Source organism: Solwaraspora sp. WMMA2056, from assembly GCF_030345095.1.
In the GTDB taxonomy this organism is placed as follows: Bacteria; Actinomycetota; Actinomycetes; order Mycobacteriales; family Micromonosporaceae; genus Micromonospora_E.
This window is the reverse complement of sequence record NZ_CP128360.1, coordinates 3,179,106-3,196,779: the sequence shown is the minus strand read 5'-3', so window position 1 is coordinate 3,196,779 and position 17,674 is coordinate 3,179,106. Positions and strand designations below refer to the sequence as shown.

At 70.7% G+C, this 17,674-nt stretch carries 15 protein-coding genes; 4 read left to right on the top strand and 11 right to left on the bottom strand.

Annotation, left to right across the window (positions count from 1 at the left end):
• Window positions 1-38: 38 nt before the first annotated feature.
• Window positions 39-1,232, top strand: a complete 1,194-nt coding sequence (locus O7608_RS14640) for a GNAT family N-acetyltransferase (protein WP_289210494.1) — start codon at window positions 39-41, stop codon at window positions 1,230-1,232.
• 124 nt (window positions 1,233-1,356) lie between these two features.
• Here the strand turns inward: O7608_RS14640 and O7608_RS14635 are convergent, their stop codons facing one another.
• On the bottom strand, window positions 1,357-2,781 hold the full coding sequence (locus O7608_RS14635; RefSeq protein WP_289210493.1) for an AAA family ATPase: 1,425 nt from the start codon (window positions 2,779-2,781) through the stop codon (window positions 1,357-1,359).
• A gap of 263 nt (window positions 2,782-3,044) precedes the next feature.
• Between O7608_RS14635 and O7608_RS14630 the strand changes: the two genes are divergently transcribed.
• Window positions 3,045-4,619 (top strand): peptide ABC transporter substrate-binding protein, encoded by a 1,575-nt coding sequence (locus O7608_RS14630; RefSeq protein WP_289210492.1) that lies wholly within the window; start codon window positions 3,045-3,047, stop codon window positions 4,617-4,619.
• A gap of 89 nt (window positions 4,620-4,708) precedes the next feature.
• Entirely contained in the window at window positions 4,709-5,521 is an 813-nt protein-coding gene (locus tag O7608_RS14625; RefSeq protein ID WP_289210491.1) for a dimethylarginine dimethylaminohydrolase family protein, read from the top strand.
• Between the two features lie 16 nt (window positions 5,522-5,537).
• On the opposite strand, the gene O7608_RS14620 is transcribed toward O7608_RS14625, so the two are convergent.
• Window positions 5,538-6,902, bottom strand: coding sequence for an MFS transporter (locus tag O7608_RS14620; protein WP_289210490.1), 1,365 nt, complete (start codon window positions 6,900-6,902; stop codon window positions 5,538-5,540).
• Between the two features lie 71 nt (window positions 6,903-6,973).
• Here O7608_RS14620 and O7608_RS14615 point away from each other — a divergent pair, with 71 nt between their 5' ends.
• Window positions 6,974-7,984: a GlxA family transcriptional regulator gene (locus O7608_RS14615; RefSeq protein WP_289210489.1), complete on the top strand. Its 1,011-nt coding sequence runs from the start codon at window positions 6,974-6,976 to the stop codon at window positions 7,982-7,984.
• A 96-nt stretch (window positions 7,985-8,080) separates the two neighbouring features.
• Here the strand turns inward: O7608_RS14615 and O7608_RS14610 are convergent, their stop codons facing one another.
• From O7608_RS14610 to O7608_RS14570, 9 genes are read right to left on the bottom strand one after another with little or no spacing between them, the layout of a single operon-like run.
• Window positions 8,081-8,347: a hypothetical protein gene (locus O7608_RS14610; RefSeq protein WP_289210488.1), complete on the bottom strand. Its 267-nt coding sequence runs from the start codon at window positions 8,345-8,347 to the stop codon at window positions 8,081-8,083.
• A 30-nt stretch (window positions 8,348-8,377) separates the two neighbouring features.
• Window positions 8,378-9,961 carry a ricin-type beta-trefoil lectin domain protein gene (locus O7608_RS14605; RefSeq protein ID WP_289210487.1) on the bottom strand — a complete coding sequence of 528 codons (1,584 nt, stop codon included), beginning with the start codon at window positions 9,959-9,961 and terminating at the stop codon, window positions 8,378-8,380.
• Window positions 9,962-9,977: 16 nt separating this feature from the next.
• Complete coding sequence (locus O7608_RS14600; protein ID WP_289210486.1) at window positions 9,978-10,604, bottom strand: phage tail protein; 627 nt, start codon at window positions 10,602-10,604, stop codon at window positions 9,978-9,980.
• Window positions 10,601-11,590, bottom strand: a complete 990-nt coding sequence (locus O7608_RS14595) for a baseplate J/gp47 family protein (RefSeq protein ID WP_289210485.1) — start codon at window positions 11,588-11,590, stop codon at window positions 10,601-10,603. Before O7608_RS14595 ends, O7608_RS14600 begins: the two co-directional genes overlap by 4 nt.
• Window positions 11,587-15,153, bottom strand: coding sequence for a putative baseplate assembly protein (locus tag O7608_RS14590; RefSeq protein WP_289210484.1), 3,567 nt, complete (start codon window positions 15,151-15,153; stop codon window positions 11,587-11,589). Before O7608_RS14590 ends, O7608_RS14595 begins: the two co-directional genes overlap by 4 nt.
• On the bottom strand, window positions 15,150-15,551 hold the full coding sequence (locus tag O7608_RS14585; RefSeq protein ID WP_289210483.1) for a GPW/gp25 family protein: 402 nt from the start codon (window positions 15,549-15,551) through the stop codon (window positions 15,150-15,152). The genes O7608_RS14590 and O7608_RS14585 overlap by 4 nt, the downstream gene beginning before the upstream one ends.
• The gene (locus O7608_RS14580; protein ID WP_289210482.1) at window positions 15,548-15,946 is read right to left on the bottom strand and encodes a PAAR domain-containing protein; all 399 of its coding nucleotides are present in this window, start codon (window positions 15,944-15,946) and stop codon (window positions 15,548-15,550) included. Before O7608_RS14580 ends, O7608_RS14585 begins: the two co-directional genes overlap by 4 nt.
• A gap of 17 nt (window positions 15,947-15,963) precedes the next feature.
• The gene (locus O7608_RS14575) at window positions 15,964-16,608 is read right to left on the bottom strand and encodes a phage baseplate assembly protein V (RefSeq protein ID WP_289210481.1); all 645 of its coding nucleotides are present in this window, start codon (window positions 16,606-16,608) and stop codon (window positions 15,964-15,966) included.
• Entirely contained in the window at window positions 16,605-17,660 is a 1,056-nt protein-coding gene (locus O7608_RS14570) for a phage late control D family protein (RefSeq protein WP_289210480.1), read from the bottom strand. The genes O7608_RS14575 and O7608_RS14570 overlap by 4 nt, the downstream gene beginning before the upstream one ends.
• Between the last annotated feature and the right edge of the window lie 14 nt (window positions 17,661-17,674).

Below are 17,674 nucleotides of genomic sequence, written 5' to 3'. Positions count from 1 at the left end.
ATGTCCGTCCGTCCCGTGACACACGAAAGGTCAGCGACATGAGCAAGATCCGCCAGGTCTCCGGCGACGAGCGGTTGCACACCGCGTTCACCCTCTACCCGTACGCCTTCGACGCGACCCCGTCGGCGACCGCCGCCGACGAGCTTCGCGGGGTGCTGCCCTACCACGAGGACAACCACACGCTGATCGTCGAGGAGGACGGTCGGACCCTGGCCACCGTGGGGGCGATCCCGATGCGGCAGAACCTTCGGGGTAGGGCGATGGGGATGGCGGCGCTCGCCTGGTTGGCCACCCGTCCCGGTGCCCGTCGGCAGGGCCACGGTCGCCAGCTGATGCAGCAGATGCACCGCGACATGCTCGACAAGGGAAACCTGCTGGCGGTGCTCTACCCGTTCCACCCCGCCTACTACAGCAGGTTCGGCTACATCGGACTGCCACTGAACCGGACCGCCTCGTTCACTCCGCAGGGACTGGCCCCGCTGCTCGACGTCACCCTGCCCGGCGAGGTCTCCTGGCAGAGCATCCGCGAGGGCTTCGACACCTGGCGGGCCTTCCAGCGGCAACTGTTGGAGCACCGGCACGGCTACATGTTCACGCCTGACTTCCGGGCCGCGCGGGCGTCGAACGCCGACGATCGCTGGCTGGCCTGCGCCACCGTCGACGGGGAGGTGGTCGGCCTGGTCACCTACCGCGTCGACGGCTACGGCGGCACGCTGCACGCCGACGAGCTGCTCTACACCAGTCCGATCGGCCGGGCGTTGCTGCTGCAGTTCCTCGCCCAGCACGCGTACCAGGTCAGCCGGATCGTGATCACCGTCGCGCCGGACGAGTTCCCCGAGACCTGGGTGACCGGCCTCGAGGTGCTGACCTCGGCCGAGGCGACGTTCCCCGCGTCGCCGCCGATGATGGGACGACTGCTGTCGATGGACGCGCTACGCGGCCTGCGCTGCGCCGCCGCCCGGGTGGAGGTCGACGTCGTCGACGACGACCTGCTCGCCGGCCGGTACCTGCTCGACGGCACCGACGGCACGATCACGGTGACCGCGACCGACGCCACCGGCCCGACGCCACGGGCGACGCTGACCGCCGCCGGGCTCTCCGGTCTGGCGTACGGCGTCCTCGACCCGCTCGACCTCGTCGCGCGCGGGCTCGGCGAGGTCGACGCCGAGGCGGCGGTGCAGTTGCGCACCCTGCTGCCGCGCTGCACGCCGCACGCCTTCGGCAAGGGCTGACCGGCTCGGCCGCACCTGGGCAGGCCGGGCCGGGTCCGACCGGTGCGACACCGGTCGGACCCGGCCGCTTGCCGTCAGGCGGGCCCGACACCGTCCCCGGGGTGACGGGACGCGGCGGTCGCAGTCAGATGATGTCCGAGGTGGGGACCGGGGCCGCCCAGGGGTTGACCCGGTGCAGGCCGGCGGCGGCCCGGCGGGCCCGACGGCTGGCCAGGTCGACCGGGGCAGCGGCGATGTCGCGCCGCACCTCCTCGGCGAACGCGCCGACCGGCACCGGCACGTCGTAGCTTCCCGGCACGGCGCAGTGCCGGACCAGCCCGGCGTCGACCAGTGACTCGAGCAACTCGTCGGCGCTGTCGGTCGAGACGTTCATCGCCCGGGCCACTCCGGTCACGGTCATCGACCGGACGCCGTCGCCGGCCAGCCGGCAGAGCAGGTCACGGGCCGTGCGGGCCAGTCCCTGGTACGCCGACCCGATGCGGTCCCGTACGGTGACGTCGCCGACCGCGAGGACGTCGAGCAGCCGCCGCCGGTCGGTGAGCTGCCCCGCCGTGTAGCCGAGGGTCCGGCCCGGGCGCGCGGCGATGCGGCGCCCGACGACGTCGACTGCGAGCGGCAGGTCCCCACAGGACTCGGCGATCGCGTCGGCGGCGGCGTACTCGGCCCGCACCCGCGCCTCGCCGACGAGCCGACCGAGCAGGTCCAGCGACTCCGCGCGGGTGAAGACGTCCAGCCGAATCCGATGGGTACCGCACAGGCCCAGCAGCCGGGGCCGGCTGGTCAGGACGACCTGGCTGAACGCGCTCTGCGCCAGCAGCGGACGGACCTGGGCCTCGTGCTGGACGTTGTCCAGCACGACGAGCAGCCTGCGCTGCGCCAGCAGGGACCGGTAGAGGCCGATCCGCTGCACCGGGCTGTCCAGGATCTGGTCGACGGGCACCCCGAGGGCCAACAGGAAGTCCCGCACGATCGTCGGGACCGCGTCGCCGTCCGGGCCGTGGGTGGCGAGGTCGACGTACAACTGTCCGTCGGGGAAGTGCCGCCCGGCCTGCTCCGCCAGGCGCAGCACCACGGCGGACTTCCCCACCCCGGCCAGGCCGGTGATCAGGATGGGGGCGCGCGCGTCGGTGGGCGGGGCGATCAGTCGGCTGAGGTCGGCGATGACGTCGGCCCGGCCGACGAAGGCACCGGGGGCCATCGGCAGCTGCGCCGGGCGGGTGGGAACCGGGGGGCCGGGGGCGTCGCCGCCGTACGGGCGGTCGGTCCACGCCGCCGCCGGTACGCCGGACTGCTCGGCGATGTCACGCCACCGCCGCTCCCACGCCCCGAGGTCGCCACCGCAGGCAGAGACGAACGCCAGGGTCACCGCCAGCGTCGGCAGCCGTCGCCCGTCCGCCGCGCTGGACAGCACCGACGGCGAGAACAGCGCCCTGCGGGCGAGCTCGCGGTAACTTGGATTGCCCGCCCGGCGGCGCAGCAGTCGGAGATCGTGCGCGAATGCCGGGATCGGTCCGCCGGAGGCATCCAGCGGACGTTCGGGTCGTCCCATTTGTTCCTCCCCGATGGGTCTTGCCGTCCAGCCGAATGCTACCTGCGAACTGATCATCTGGGCAGTCCTCAGGACCCCCGTGCGGTAAGTAGAAATTGATTTGGTTGATTGTTTTGTTATCTGACGATGGCAGCCAATCCTAGCGTCTGTTGGACTTCGATCAGCACAAACGCCCTGGCGACTGTGCCCAAATCCAGTGTCATCGGCCAGACGGGTTCAACGGAGGAAGTGTGCGATCATCCCATACCGCCCAAACAACGGCAATGACCGGCACAACGGGCCGGCCCACCGCCACCGACGACACCGTCGCGGACGCTGGCGACGGCGTGATCATCAGCTACCACGGCACCGAGCCGGAGAACGCCCTGATCCCCGGCCACACGACCGAGTCCGGCGGGGTCAAGGTGATCGCCGCCCTGTTCCGCGGCCTGGTCTCGTACGATCCGATCGACGCAAGCCCCCGCAACGAGGTCGCCGAATCGATCGAGACCACGGACTCCACCCGGTTCGTCGTCACGCTTCGCCCCGGCTGGACGTTCCACGACGGCTCGCCGGTGACGGCACGTAGTTTCGTCGACGCCTGGAACTACACCGCGTACGGCCCCCACGGGATGCAGGCGGCGAGCTTCCTCTCCCACATCGAGGGATTCGACGAGGTGAACGCTGCCGACGCGACCGTCAGGGAATTGTCCGGACTGAAGGTGATCGACGAACACACGTTCGTGGTAACCTTGTCCGCACCATTCTCCGAATTCCCGGTCACCCTGGGGTGCAGCGCATTCTTCCCATTGCCCGCAGCATTCTTCGCCAACCGCGAGAAATACGAGGCCCACCCCATCGGGAACGGTGCCTTCCAGTTTGTTTCCCGGGAACCGGAGAAATACATTCTCCTGCGCCGCTACGAGGGGTACGCCGGAGCCGAGAAGCCACACATCGGCGGCGTCGAGTTCCGGATCTACGCCAGCCTGGAGGACGCCTACCACGACGTGATGGCGGACAAGCTCGACTACCTCGACGTCACCCCGTTCTGGGCCTTGACCGACAACCGGTACCTGCGGGACCTGCCGAACCGCACCCACGACCGGACATATCTCGGGATCCAGACGATATCCTTCCCGCTGTACGATTCCCGCTACGCCGATCCCCGATTGCGTCAGGCGATCTCCATGGCGATCGACCGGGCAACGCTGATCGACCGGATCTTCCAGGGCCATCAGGTCCCGGCCGACGGCCTGGTGCCACCGGCCGTCTCCGGGCGGGCCGAGAACCAGGGCGGCGAACTGTGCAGCTACTCCCCCGTCCGGGCCAAGGAACTCTTCGACGCCTGTGACTTCACCGGCGAGATCGAGCTGACCTCCAACGTCGACTCCCCCAACCAGCCGTGGATGGAGGAGGTCTGCGCCTCGGTCACCGCGACGCTCGGCGTACCGTGCCGATTCGTGCCGATCCCCACCCTCGGAGAGTTCCGCCGGCGACTCAACGCCCAGGAAATCACCGCGCTGTTCCGATCCGGCTGGATCGCCGACTACCCGTCGATCGAGAACTTCCTCAGCCCGATGTTCCGCACCGGTGCGTCGGACAACGTCGGCAAGTACAGCAACCCTGCGGTGGACGCCCTGCTGTCCGCAGCGGACCGTGCGCCGACCAGTGCGCAGGCGTGGGATCTCTATCAGCAGGCGGAACGGCTGATCCTGCAGGACATGCCGACGATTCCGATCTGGTACCAGAGCACCCTGTCGGCGTGGTCCACCAGGATGCGCAACGTCCAACCGAACCCGTTCCGCGAGCTCGACCTGTTCAGCGTCAGCGTGGCACCACCAGAGACCACAACGGACTGAGACTGCGGACGGGACGCCGGCGCGGCCGGCGTCCCGTCCGGCCCGATCGACACGTCGAGTCAGTCACCACAACGGTGGAAAGGCGAACCGTGAACCGTGAACTGCTGATGTCCGACGCGACCCATTTCCGCGTCGACTACGAAATCAACCCGTACATGTGCACCGGGGTGCAGCCGGACCCCGCGGCCGCGGTCGCCGAGCACGCCGCGATCGCCGCGGCGCATCTGGCGGCCGGGCGCAAGGTGGAGTACCTGCCGTCCGCCCCGCAGTGCCCGGACATGGTGTTCACCGCCAACGCCGCCGTGGTACGCGGCGGCCGGGCGGTGCTGGGCGACCCGCCCGCACAGCGGCAGGCGGAGCTGCCGTACTTCCGCCAGTGGCTGACCGAGCAGGGCTACGACGTCGTCGCCGCGCCGTACCCGTTCAGCGGTCAGGGTGACGCGCTGGCCTTCGGTGACCTGCTGCTGGCCGGCTACGGCTACCGCACCGACCGGCGGATGCACCCGGTGCTCGCCGCCGAACTCGGCTACCAGGTGGTGCCGGTACGTACGGTGAGTCCCCGCTGGTACGACCTGGACCTCGCGGTCGCGGTCGTCGGCGGACCCACGAACACCCTCGCCTGGTGCCCGGCGGCGCTCGACCCGGCCAGCCAGGGACGGTTGCGCGACCTCGGCGTCGACCTGATCGACGTCGACGTCGACGAGGCCGCCCGGTTCGCGCTCAACCTGGTCAGCGACGGCACCACAGTGACGATGACCCGGGGCAACCCGGGTCTCGCCAGCGCGCTGCGCGAGCGTGGCCTGCAGGTCGTCGAGCTCGACACGACGGAACTGGCCAAGGGCGGTGGCGGAATCCGCTGCACCGCCCTGACACTGGACAACCCGCCGGCCACGACCGGCTGAGGTGCCACCCCGCCGATCAACCACGGTTCGGCTGCGGCTCCCGCTCGTCGTCGGCGACGGCGTCTGCCGCAGCCGGCACCGGCGGCGTCGCCGTCCCGCCCGTCGCAGTTGCGACCGGTGGCGTTTCAAGCGTCGGCGTTTCGAGCGTCGGCCGCATGATCTTCATCGACAGGACCGCCGCGCCGATGCTCAGGAAGCCGGCGACGTACCAGACCGGCGCGTAGCCGCCGAAGCCGTCCCGGGTGATGCCGGCCACCGTCGCCGCGATCGCGGCACCGATCTGGTGGGAGGCGAAGACCCAGCCGAACACGATCGGCGCGGACATCCCGAAGTGCTCCCGGCACAGGGCGACGGTCGGCGGCACGGTCGCGATGAAGTCCAGACCGTAGAAGACGACGAACACGATCATGAACCCGGTCACCTCGTCGGCGAACACGTGCGGCAGCGCCAGCAGCGAGATCCCCCGCAGCAGGTAGTAGACCGCCAGCAGCAGCCGGGCGTCGACGCGGTCGGTGAGCCACCCGGACAGGATCGTGCCGACCAGGTCGAAGACACCGATCAACGCGAGCAGCCCGGCGGCGGTGACGCTGGGCATGCCGTGGTCGTGAGCGGCCGGGATGAAGTGGGTGGCGACCAGGCCGTTGGTGGTGGCGCCGCAGATGGCGAAACCGGCGGCGAGCAGCCAGAACGGCCGGGTCCGGGCGGCGTTCCTCAGTGTGGTCACCGCGAGCCGGGCCGCGTTGCCGGAGGGCGGCGGCGGCTTCACCACCTCGTCCGCCCCGTGCGGCGGAATCCCGATGTCCGCCGGATGCTCGCGGAAGAACAGCAGGATCAGCGGTACCGTCGCGAACGCCACCATGGAGACCACGATCGCGGCGGAGCGCCACCCCGCGGACGACTCCGCCATCGCCGCCACCAGCGGCAGGAAGATCAGGGAGCCGGTCGCGCCGCCGGCCGACAGGATGCCGGTGACCAGGCCGATCCGCTTGACGAACCAGCGGGTGCCGATGGTGGCCACGAAGCCCAGCGAGATCGAGCCGGCGCCGAGGCCCACCAGCACACCCCAGAGCAGGACCAGCTGCCAGGACGCTGTCATGAACACGGTCAGGCCGCTGCCCAGCGCGATCAGGGCCATCGCGCCAGCGGTGACCTTGCGGACACCGAACCGCTCCATCAGGGCGGCGGCGAACGGCGCGGTGACACCGTACAGGGCGAGGTTGACCGACATGGCGAAGCCGATGGTGCCGGTCGACCAGCCGAACTCCTGCTGCAGCGGCTCCACAAGTGCCCCGGGCGTGGCCCGGAAACCCGCCGCGCCGACCAGGGCGACGAAGCCGATACCCGCGATCATCCACGGCCACAGATGCTTGGTGCGAATCATGCGGCAAGCGTCGTCGATCACCGCCGACACGAGGAAGTGGCTCTAGAGCCAACATGTGAAAGAATCAGGCCATGGATCGCCCTCACCTGATCGCGGTGCTCGCGTTGGACGGCGTGGTCGCGTTCGACATCGGCACCCCGCCGCAGATCTTCCACTCCGCCCGCGACGACCGGGACCGACGCCTCTACCAGGTGCGGATCTGCACCCCAGGCGGGGCTCCGGTGCGCAGCGCCGCCGGGTTCACCGTCACCGCCGATCATGGGCTGGAGCTGCTGTCCGAGGCGGACACCGTACTCGTCGCCGGGGTTCAGGACCAGGTCCAGGTCCTGATCGACGGCACAGTGGACAACCAGGTCCGCGACGCGCTGCACGCGGCCGCGGACCGCGGCGCCCGGATCATGTCCACCTGTACGGGAGCCTTCGTCCTGGCCGGTGCCGGCCTGCTCGACGGCCGCCGGGCCACCACTCACTGGGCGCACGCCGACGACTTCCGCCGCCTGTTCCCCCGCGTCGACCTCGACCCGGACGTGCTGTTCGTCGACGACGACGGCATCCTCACCTCGGCCGGTGTCGGCGCCGGCATCGATCTGTGCCTGCAGATCGTGCGGGACGACCACGGCAGCGAGATCGCCAACTTGGCCGCCCGCCGGTGCGTCGTGCCGCCGTGGCGCCCGGGCGGCCAGTCGCAGTACATCGTGCGCCCGGTCCCCCAGGTCACCGACACCTCCACCGCCCCGGCCCGCGCCTGGGCGCTCGAACACCTGCACGAGCCGCTGGACCTGCGGGTGCTGGCCGCGCACGCCCGGATGAGCGTACGCACCTTCACCCGCCGGTTCCGCGAGGAGACCGGCCTGAGCCCCGGCAAGTGGATCACGCAACAGCGCGTCGAGCGGGCCCGGCACCTGCTGGAGACGACGGAGATGGTCATCGACCAGGTGGCCCGCCACTCCGGCTTCGGTACGGCGGCAGCGCTGCGGCAGCAGATGAGTGCCACCGTGGGAGTCCCGCCCAGCGCGTACCGCACCACGTTCCGGTCAGCCGACGCCACCCGCGCGCACCGGGTCTCCGCGCTCGTCCGCTGATACCCCGCGCGTCCTGGTTCGACGTGCAGGGCGGCGTCACCCGCCGCCGATCACCGGGGCGACGTACCGGGCGGTGTCACCACCGCACGCCATCGATCACAGTGGCGCAGGCACACGATCGTCCAGCACCGGTGTCGGTGCCGGACCAGCGTCGTCGGCCGTCGGGCCGGTGCCATCGCCGGCCGCTGGCGCGGCGGCCGGCCCGGCCGCCAGCAACTCGTTGAGCACCTGGATGGCGCCGGTGATCCGCAGCAGGGTCTGCTGAATGTCGGCCCGCCGGGCCTCCACCTCGGCGAGCATCTGCTGGCCGGCGCGCAACTCGGCCTCCAACTCGGCGACCCGCTGCGCCAATTGCTCCCGCATATCTTGATCCGTCCCGTCGAGGGTTCTCTGTCACTGATCGTCGATTTCGAACTGCCAGAAGGTCTTCGTGTGCGAGGCCACCGGCTGCCCCGGGATCCAGGTCAGGGCGTACCGGTACTGGCTGTCGCCACGCTTCTGGCCACTGTCCCAGATGTAGCTGTCGTAGTAGGTGTTCCGCAGCTTGCAGACCAGCTCGTTGTCGGCCAGCTTCTTCAGGATCTTCAGCTCACGCTCACCGATGGTGACGTCACCGATTCGCACCGTCTTCGCGTTCACCTGTCCGACGTGTATACCGCGATACTCGCCATCGCCCGCTCTGAAATGGAACCCGGCCGGGTCCACTTCGAGCTGGTACGCGTACCGGCCACCGTGGTGGAACCGGATGGCGAGCGGCGTGGCCGGCACAGTCGGCGGGGACGCGTCGGCCTGCAGCAGTTCCAGGAAGACGAGTTTGCGGCCCGGCTCGACGTCGCGGGCGTCCCGACGCAACAACAGATGCCGGTGCTCGGCCCGGACAGCCAACTGGTAACCCTCGACGGCGTCCATGCCGACCCCGACCTGGCCGGCCGGGTTGATGGTGAGCCGGGCGGCCTGATTGGTGACCAGCGTCAGCGGGCTCGTCGTGCCGGTGCCCACGATCATCCCCGCCGGCGCACCGAACATCCCGGTGTCGTGCGCCATCACCCGGCCGTCCACCTTCGCCGTGCGTACCGACAGCTTGGTGGTCGCCGTGCCGACCACGTCGACCACCCGCCCCCAGCCGTCGGCACCGGACAGGTCGGTGGTGCCGATGCCGACGTGGCCGTTCGCGCCGACGAAGAGCCGGGTCGTGCCGTCCGGGTCCGAGTCGTGGGTCCGCACGTGCAGGCCGCGTCCGGCGGCCGACCGTCCGTCGTACTCCACGGAGAAGCCCTGGTTGGCCGCACCGGCCCAGAACCGGATTCCGCCGCGACGCTGATCGTCGGCGGCGAACCGGAACGTCAGATGCCGGTCCTGCGGGTCGAAGTCGCCCACGTCCAAGCCGCCACCGACGGAGGCGGTGCCGATCCCGATCCCGCCGGACATCGACAGGCTGGACCGGTGGGCGGCGGTCGGGTCCACCGTGACGTCGCCGTTGGCGGCCACCGTGAGCCGGCCGAGCAGCACCGTCGGACCCTCCAGTTCGGGCGGGGCCTCGGCGGGGGCGACCGCCGTCGCTCCGTTCGGGGCAACCGCCACGACCTTCGGCCGCTCCTCCCAGCGCCGGGCGCCCACCCCGCCGTCCCCGGTCTGTCCCACGTCCGTCGGGGACTCCTGGTAGGCCAGACGCACCTCGACGTTCTGCTGGTTGGCGAATCCCGAACCCAGCGCAATATCGGTGCCGACGGCCAGGACAAGGTGCCGGCCCAGGGCGTCAACCGCCATCCCGGCGGAGACGGTGACCGTCGACGGCTCGTCCGCCGCGGTCAGGGTCAGGCCGTCGCTGACGCCGGTGAGCCGCAACAGTCGGCTCTGCCGACGCTCGCGGTCCAGGTGGAACTTCTGCTCGTCGATGAAGTCCTGGTCCTCCAGGAACTGCCCGTCGAAGAAGCGGACACGCTTCGATACGACGTCAGGTTGGGTGTAGTCCGCCATCGGACCTCCTCCGGTTTCAGGTCGAGTCGCGCGTGCCGAGCAACGTGTTGCGGCCGAGGACGAGCCGCTCCGGCTTGCCGCCTTCGCTTTCCTTCAATTCCTCGGAGACCAACCGCATCGTGGGCACCACGACCTTGAGCGCGTAGAACGTGTGGGCCGGCTTCTCCCGGTCGATGATCGCCCGGGCGGTCTCCTGCACCCGGCGCAGCTCGTCGCGGTCGGCGGCGCCGAGAGTCAACTGGACCTGGAAGTAGTGGGCGGGAGTGTCGTAGTCGTCGAGGATCACCACGTCCTCCCGGGTCACCTGGTCCGCCAGCGGCCGCAGGTAGATCTCCAGCATCCGGCGCAGCCCGGCCAGGGTCCCCCGCTGCCGGTACAGCGGCACGACCTCCCGGATGAAGCCACGCTTGGTGGCCGTGTCCCAGTCCGCCCGCAGACTCAGCGCCACCCACCCGGCCAGCCACGGCAGGAAGTCCTCACCGGTGTGCACCGGGTCGATGTAGTCGGCGGACCGTTCGATGGTCTGCTCCAGACCCTCGACGTCGTCGCGGCCGGTCAGGATCGCCTCGAAGGCGAGCAGGAAGCGGCCGGCGAACGGGTCCTCCCGGAACATCGCCGGCAGGTGGTCGAGGTACCGGCTCATGGCGCGACCGCCCCACTCGGCAGGTGGGTGCGGCCGTACGTGTCGTAGCCGACCAGGTCCAGCCGGGCCAGCCGGGGCAGCTGGTGCACGTCCAACTCGATACTGACCGCCGTACCGCCCCCGCCCCCGGCCGCACCACCTGCGTCGACCAGGGTGAGCCGCACGTTCTCGAGGTAGTCGAGCAGCGGTGACTGTTCGAGTACGGCGTACACCTCGGACGGGTGGATGCCCTGCCCGAAGGGCCAGCCGGTGCCGGCGGCGCCACCGGTGAGCGGGTCGTAGAACCGGTGCAGCCGGGCCTGTGCGTCGGCGAGGGCGTCGGCCGGCGGGGCGTCCTCGCGCAGCGCCAGGTCGGCGGAGACGCCGATGTCGACGTACTGCGGGCCGACGACGTGGTGGCGTACGGTCAGCAGCCGACGCGGCTCGAGAAAATCGTGCAGCTCGGTGGTCAGCGCCTCGGTGGGCACCGGATGGGTGTCGGTCGCCGCACCCGGTTCGGGGACGACGACGACGCTGACGTGCGCCGGGGCGGGCGCGGCCGGATCGGGGCCGGCAAGGTCACGACCGGCGACGCACCGGACCCGTCGGACCGGGGCCAGCCCGGCGGCCTGCGACTGAGTTGGCCAGGTCCGGCGGACCAGGTACTCGTAGTCGTCTGCGGTCGCGGCCCGGTAGCGTTCGTGCAGGTCGGCCAGGCTCTGCCGGACGGCGGCGTCGAGCCCACCGGCGGCCGGCGGGGTCCACTCGGGGCCGTTGAGCAGCTGCAGGAAGTTGCGGGTGTGGCTCGGTGGGATCTGGTTGACCTGGTACAGCTGCATTTCGGTCAGCCAGGCCAGCATCTCGACCAGGATGATGCCGGGGTCGCTGGGGTTGTGGTCGGTCCACTCCGGCAGCAGGACCGGGATCAGCGACCGCGCCTCGCCGACGAGGTCTTCGTAGTCGCGGTCGTCGAGGTTCGGCAACTCAATCGGCACGGCGGTCCTCACGCTGGAAGGGTCACGGTGATCTGGTGCCGCCCGGAGTAGACCAGCGCCCGCGCCAGCCACCGGGCCAGGTCCGCAGCCACCGGCTCGGCCGCACCCTGCGCGAGCGAACGGTCGAGGACGGCCGCCAGACGCTCGCCGAGCACGTCGGACTCGGCCACCTGCGCCACGTCGAGCTCGCGGACATGGTCGACTCCGTCGATCGCGGTGACCGCCGCGTACAGGTCCGAGCGGTGTGGCTTGCGGCCGAACGCCCAGCCGGTGCCGTCCGGTCCGCCGGTCAGCGGATGCAGGAAGCGGTCCAGGGTCTGCACGACCCGCGCCTGGATCAGCCCGGCGGCCTCGGCAGTGGTAGCCACCACCGTGGCGGCGACGGTCACCTCGATCCACTCCGGTCCGGCGACCCAGAGGCCGACGGTCGGCGCGCACCGCGCCCGCAGGTGCTGATCCACCTGGCGCAGCAGTCCCAGGCTGGGCGCCGGACGGGCGGCGGCGGAGACCGGAACCACGATGACCCCGACCCCGCCGACGTCAGCCTGCTGATGCTCACCGCCCGGCTGCCCGTCCGGATCGAGCCACAGGTTGAACGGGTCGAACCCGCTCGGCGGCACCGCCTGGGCCCGAGCCACCTCCGTCGAGGACTCGAACGCGAGGTCCACGAAGTCGTCGACCGTGACCGCCCGGTCGCGGTGGCGCAGCGCCTTCGGTCCCCGGACCCGTACCCGCTCCAACGGCTCCCAGCCCGCACCACCGGAAGCCGGCTCGTGGTTGGTCACCGAGTCCAGGTAGGGCACCGCGGATTTCAAGGTGGTGATGGTGCCCGCCGGTCGGTTGCCCTGCTCACCGCCGCCGGTGCGGTAGGTGATCCGGACGTTGTTCTGCCCGAGCGGCACCACCCGCCCCGCCTGGCCGTCGCCGAATCCGATCTCACCGGTCGCGGCGTCGATGGTGTAGTGGCGGTCACCCGGCCCGGAACGGTGAAAGTCCGTCACCTCGTGCCAGCGTACCCAGATCTGCTCGGCATCGTCGGTGACCGTGACCGCACCCGGGCCGTCGGCCTCGACGAGCGCGGCCTCCTCCGTCGGCGACGGCCGCTGCGGCTCGCGCACGACGAGCCGCTGGCCGGCCAGCACCGGCGTCTGCGCGGTGGTCAGTCGTTGACCGGCCTCGGCGACGCCCGATCCGAGGATCTCCTCGGTGATGGTCGTCGTCTGCGTCGCCCAGGTCGTGTTCGGTGCGACCCGGCGCAGCCGGGGCGGGATCGCGAAGCTGCCGCGCCGGTGCCGTAGGCGCAGCCAGCACCGGTGCTGCCCGAAACGTTCCCGGGCGGCCAGGTCCGGCGGACCGACGAAGCGGACCACGCCACGGTCGCCCAGCGTCCCGGTCTCGTCGATCGCGGCCAACGGCCGCCAGCCGTCGACGCCGCTGTACTCCCACACCAGGTCGGCCCGGTCGGTCAGGTCGGCCCCGGCGAGCCGGTCGGCGGCCACCTCCTCCGGCGCCGGTGGCTCGACCTGCAGGTAGAGCGTGACCGGGCGGTTGCCGAACGGCTGGTCGAAGCCGAGGTAGAGGGCGGGGTCCCGGTGCGGATTGGGGACGAACGGGGTGACCTCCCACGGCTCGTCGCCGGCACGGTGATGGGTGACGAGGCGGAAGTCGTTCTCGGTGACGCAGGCCTGCGCCGGGACCGCGGCCGCGAGACCGGCGCGGGACCGCCAGGACAACGTGGTGACGACCGGCGGCGCGAAGGTCGCGTCGACCAGTTCGTAGCCGCCGTCGTCGTTGCGTGTGTAGTGGGCCGCGACCCCGTAGTCGCCGCCGATCAGCCGGACCCGGACCCAGTACTCCTCCACCCCGTTGACCTCGGTGGGCGCGAAACCGACCGGCGGGGTGAGCGTCACGGTGGCGCTGTCGGTGAACGCGTACTCCGGGTCGTCGACGGTCACCGTACGCCAGGCCACGCCGTCCCAGGCCTCCCAGACGAGCCGTGGGCGACCCTCGGTGCGTACCGGCGGCACTGCGGGACCGGCCGGGTCGTCCGGGTCCGCCGGGTCGGCCGGCCCGTTGGTCAGCGTCACCTCGACGACGAGCTCCGCGCCCGGCCAGACCAGGTTCGCCGGACAGGCCAGGTAGCAGGTGTCGTTGAACCGGGGCTGCTCGCCGAAGGGACGGAAGTCCTTGGTCACGTCGATCGGGCTGGTGTTGCTGACGGCGTGCGGCAGCGCCACCGGGTCCGGTGCCGTCTGCATCCAGACGTCGATGGCGGTGATGACGGGCAGCTCCCAGTCATAGCCGACGGTCACCGCCGCCAGCTGGGGCAGGGTGGCGTACGTCGCCCCGTCGTCGACGATCTCGGCCCGCAACCAGTGGCCGGACCGTCCCTGGAACAGCTCGGCCGGCCACTCGGCCGGCATCCGGAAGCTGATGTCGCCGTCGCGGGTCAGCGCCTGCGTACCGTCGCGCAGCCGGGCGGGAGTGTCGAAACCGGACGCCACCTGCGCCGTGCTGGACCGGCCCAGCGGCTGCCACTCGTCGCCGACCTTGTACGACCACACCACCTGCACCCTGGTGTCCGGGACGGCCGTCGCCGGTCGGGCGAGGGTGACGGTCAGTCGGACGACGGCACCGGGAAACGCCGTCGCCGTCGGGACGCTGAGGTAGCACCGCCGGACCTGGCTGCTCTCACCGAACGGGAAGACCCCCGCGACGTCGACCTGCGGGGCCCGCTGACCGGCCGCGACAGCGTCGAGGGCCAGCCCGGTAACCGGGTGCGGCAGCGGCATGTCGAGCTGCGCGCGTAACCATCCGGCGGTGGTGCCGTTCACGTCGTACGCGGGCAGGGGCGGCAGGCCGGCGAGGGTCACCACCAACGCGGTGTCCGCCAGCACCGTGTCGGCGTCGACCGGCTGCCACCGGGCACCGTCCCAGTACGCCCAGGAAAGCGGCCAACCGCCGAGCACCGCGACGTCCGTGGTGGTCAACCGTACGGTGACGGTCTTGGTCCCCTCGGTGGCGAGGACCGGGTCGCAGGCGACGTAGAACCGGTGCGGCACCGGCTGATCGCCGGTGAAGGCGGCGAACGACTCGTCACGCTGGCCGGTACCCGCAGCGCTGCGGTCGGCGTAACTGTCCTGCGGCGCGTCGTCCACGAGCACGGCCCGCAGCTGGGCCGGGGTGACCACCAGGTCGGTCGCGGTCTCGAAGACGACCTCGTCGTCCTCGCCGTCGCGCGGGGTGGCCGCGACCTGAGTGCCGGCCGGGACCACCGCTTCGGTGCGGCTGCCCTGGGCCAGGGCGAAGGTGAACGGTACGCGGGCCGGTCGCGGCGGCACCGGTCGGGTCCCGATCAGGTTGAGGAACGCGAGGTAGTCGCGTTCGGGCACCTGGTTCAGCCGCTGCACCACCAGTTCGGCGTAGCGGGCGAAGATGCCGATCAGCGCCTGACCGGCGTCGGGTCGCCCATCGGCGGGTGGCCGCCAGTCGCTGTACCGGGTCGCCAACGCGGCGGTCTCGGCGGCCAGCACCTTCCGGTCGCGGGGATCGATGGGTGGGGGCTGTCCGGTCATGCGAGGTAGAAGGGGTAGACGAGGTTGAACCGGCTGTTGGTCGAGCGCACCTGGTAGTTGATCTCGATGAGCAGTCGGCGCCGGTCGGCGGGGTCGGGTGCGGCGTAGACGTCCAGCACGTCGATCCGGGGTTCCCAGCGGGCCAGTGCCTCGCGCACCGACCGGCTGACTCGACCGGCGGTGCCGATGTCGTTGACGTCGAAGACGATGTCGTGGATGCCGCAGCCGAATTCCGGCCGCATCACCCGTTCGCCGGGTGCGGTGCCGAGGATGAGTCCGATCGACTGGCGGATCAGTGCCTCGCCGTCGTCGCTGAGCCGGATGCCCTGCGCCGGCTGGTGGCCGACCGGGAACGCCCAACCGGTGCCGAGGAATCCGTGTTTCACCGTGCCGGTCACCCGATCGTCACCGTGCCCGTGGCCAGGACCGTGCCGCTCGGCAGGTCCTGCGGATCGTTGCAGGTCGAGGCGAGGTCGCCGGACCTGATCGCCGGCTTACCGTTGATCTTCACGGTCGCACTGCCGCCTTCGAGGGTGGCCGTGTTCGACGGCTGCTTCTGGAACGACGTACCTGGCGCGGTGGGTACGTGTGCCGGGGTGTTCTCGGCGGTGGAGCCGGCCACCGCCGCCGGCTTACCCATGATCTTGACATCGGCGCTCAGCCCGCCGTTGATGATCCCGGTGAAGGGATGCGGCAACGGTGTCGGTGTCGGCGCGGGTGCCCCGGGCACCATGACGATGTGGATGTCGGTCGCGTTGACCCGGTCACCCTGCTTCGCCGCGAACTGCCCCATGAGAACTCACCCCCCATTCAGTTGATGTTGACTTGACTGCCCTTGATGTCCAACTGCCCACTGGACTTCACCGCGAGCGCGGACTTCGCCTCGACCTTGACGTCGGCAGTGGAGGTGATCTCGACGCCGGCACCGGCCAGCCGCAGCCGCCCGCCGGCGGAGATCACCACGTCCGCGTCTGCGGTGACGGTGATCTGGTTGTCCTTCGTACTGATCACGATGCTGTTCCTGCCGCTGCCGTCGACGATCTCGATCCGCTCGTCCTGCTTGGTGTCGACCAGCCGGATCACGTGCTTGCTGCGGGAGACCATCACCCGTACGTCGTTGCGGCCGTCGGCGTTGGTGACCGGTGGGGCGTCCTTGCCGTTCCACAGCGCACCGACGACGTAGGGGACCTCCGGATTGCCGTGTTCGAAGGCGACCAGGACCTCGTCGCCGACCTCGGGCAGGAAGTAGCAGCCCCGGCCGGGGCCGGCCATCGGCGAGGCCACCCGCGCCCAGTCGGTCTCGACATCGTCGGCCAGCCAGGGCAGCGCCACCTTGACCCGGGCCAGACCGTCCGGGTCGCTGTTGTTGGTGACGATGCCGATCACCACCCCGTGGTACCGCCCGTCCGGGTAGGCCTGCTCGCCACCCGCCAACTGGTGGTAGACGTCCGTCACGCCGCGTTCCTCCGTACTTCGAGGCGGGACCGGTAGCCGTGTGCCGCGGTCACCGAGTGGTCGACGGAGACGACGTAGTACTCGCCACTGAAGGTCTCACCCGCTCCCTCGATCCGCACCACCTCGCCGGCGTGCAGGCGAGGTTGCCCGCCGCACTCGGCCTCGCCGGTGATGTAGCTCAACGCCAGGTCGTCGAACTGTCCCCGGGCGATCTGGTCGGCGCGGTCCTGGTTCGGCACCGGCAGGTCCACCCTGGTCGATCTGGTCCGGCCGAAGACCCGGCCGACCTCGCGGGGCCCGGTGACGGCGCCCATCGCCGTGGACTCGGATCCGGAGCCGAACGTGGCGACGACGGCCTTCTTCGTGGCCACGTCCCAGCCCCGTACGGAGTGTTCGGCAGCCTGGCCCATGGTCCGTAGCCGGGGGGTGAACTGGGAGATGTCGTCACCGACGCGCAGCTTCGCCGCCGGCACCCGGCCGAGCTGCGGCGGCCGGAAGGACAACACCTTGTCCCGTACGTGGATCTCGTACCCGATCAGCCCCGCCCGCCGCTGCAGGAACTCCAGATCGGTCTGGTTGTTCTGCAGTACGTAGTCGAGGTCGGTGCCGGTGTCGGGTACGTCGGCACGCAGACCGGCTTCCTTGGCCAACTGCCGGGCGATGGTGCTGTCCCTGGTACGGGTGAAGGTCCTGGTCCGCTGCCGGCGGGCCAGCCGGTGTCGCAGGTCGTAACCACGGATCGTCAGCATCGGCGGACGACCTTCCACGAATGACGGTTCCAGACTGGTGATCTCCCCCGTGATCGCCAGGTGCAGGTTCTTCACGTACCCGAGGGAGATCCGCATCTCGGTGCCGACCGCGAACAGCATGGAGTCCGACCAGGTGACCCTGAGCCGCTCCGCATCCCAGTTCTTCAACGTCACGGTGAACATGCTCAGCGCGTTCAGGTCCTCCAGCACGGTCACCGACTCGACGTCCTTGTGTGCGTCCGGCGGCAGTCGCCGGCCACCACACCGGATCTCGAAGTCCGGCCCCGAATCAGCGGTTTCCATCGTCTGACTCTCCG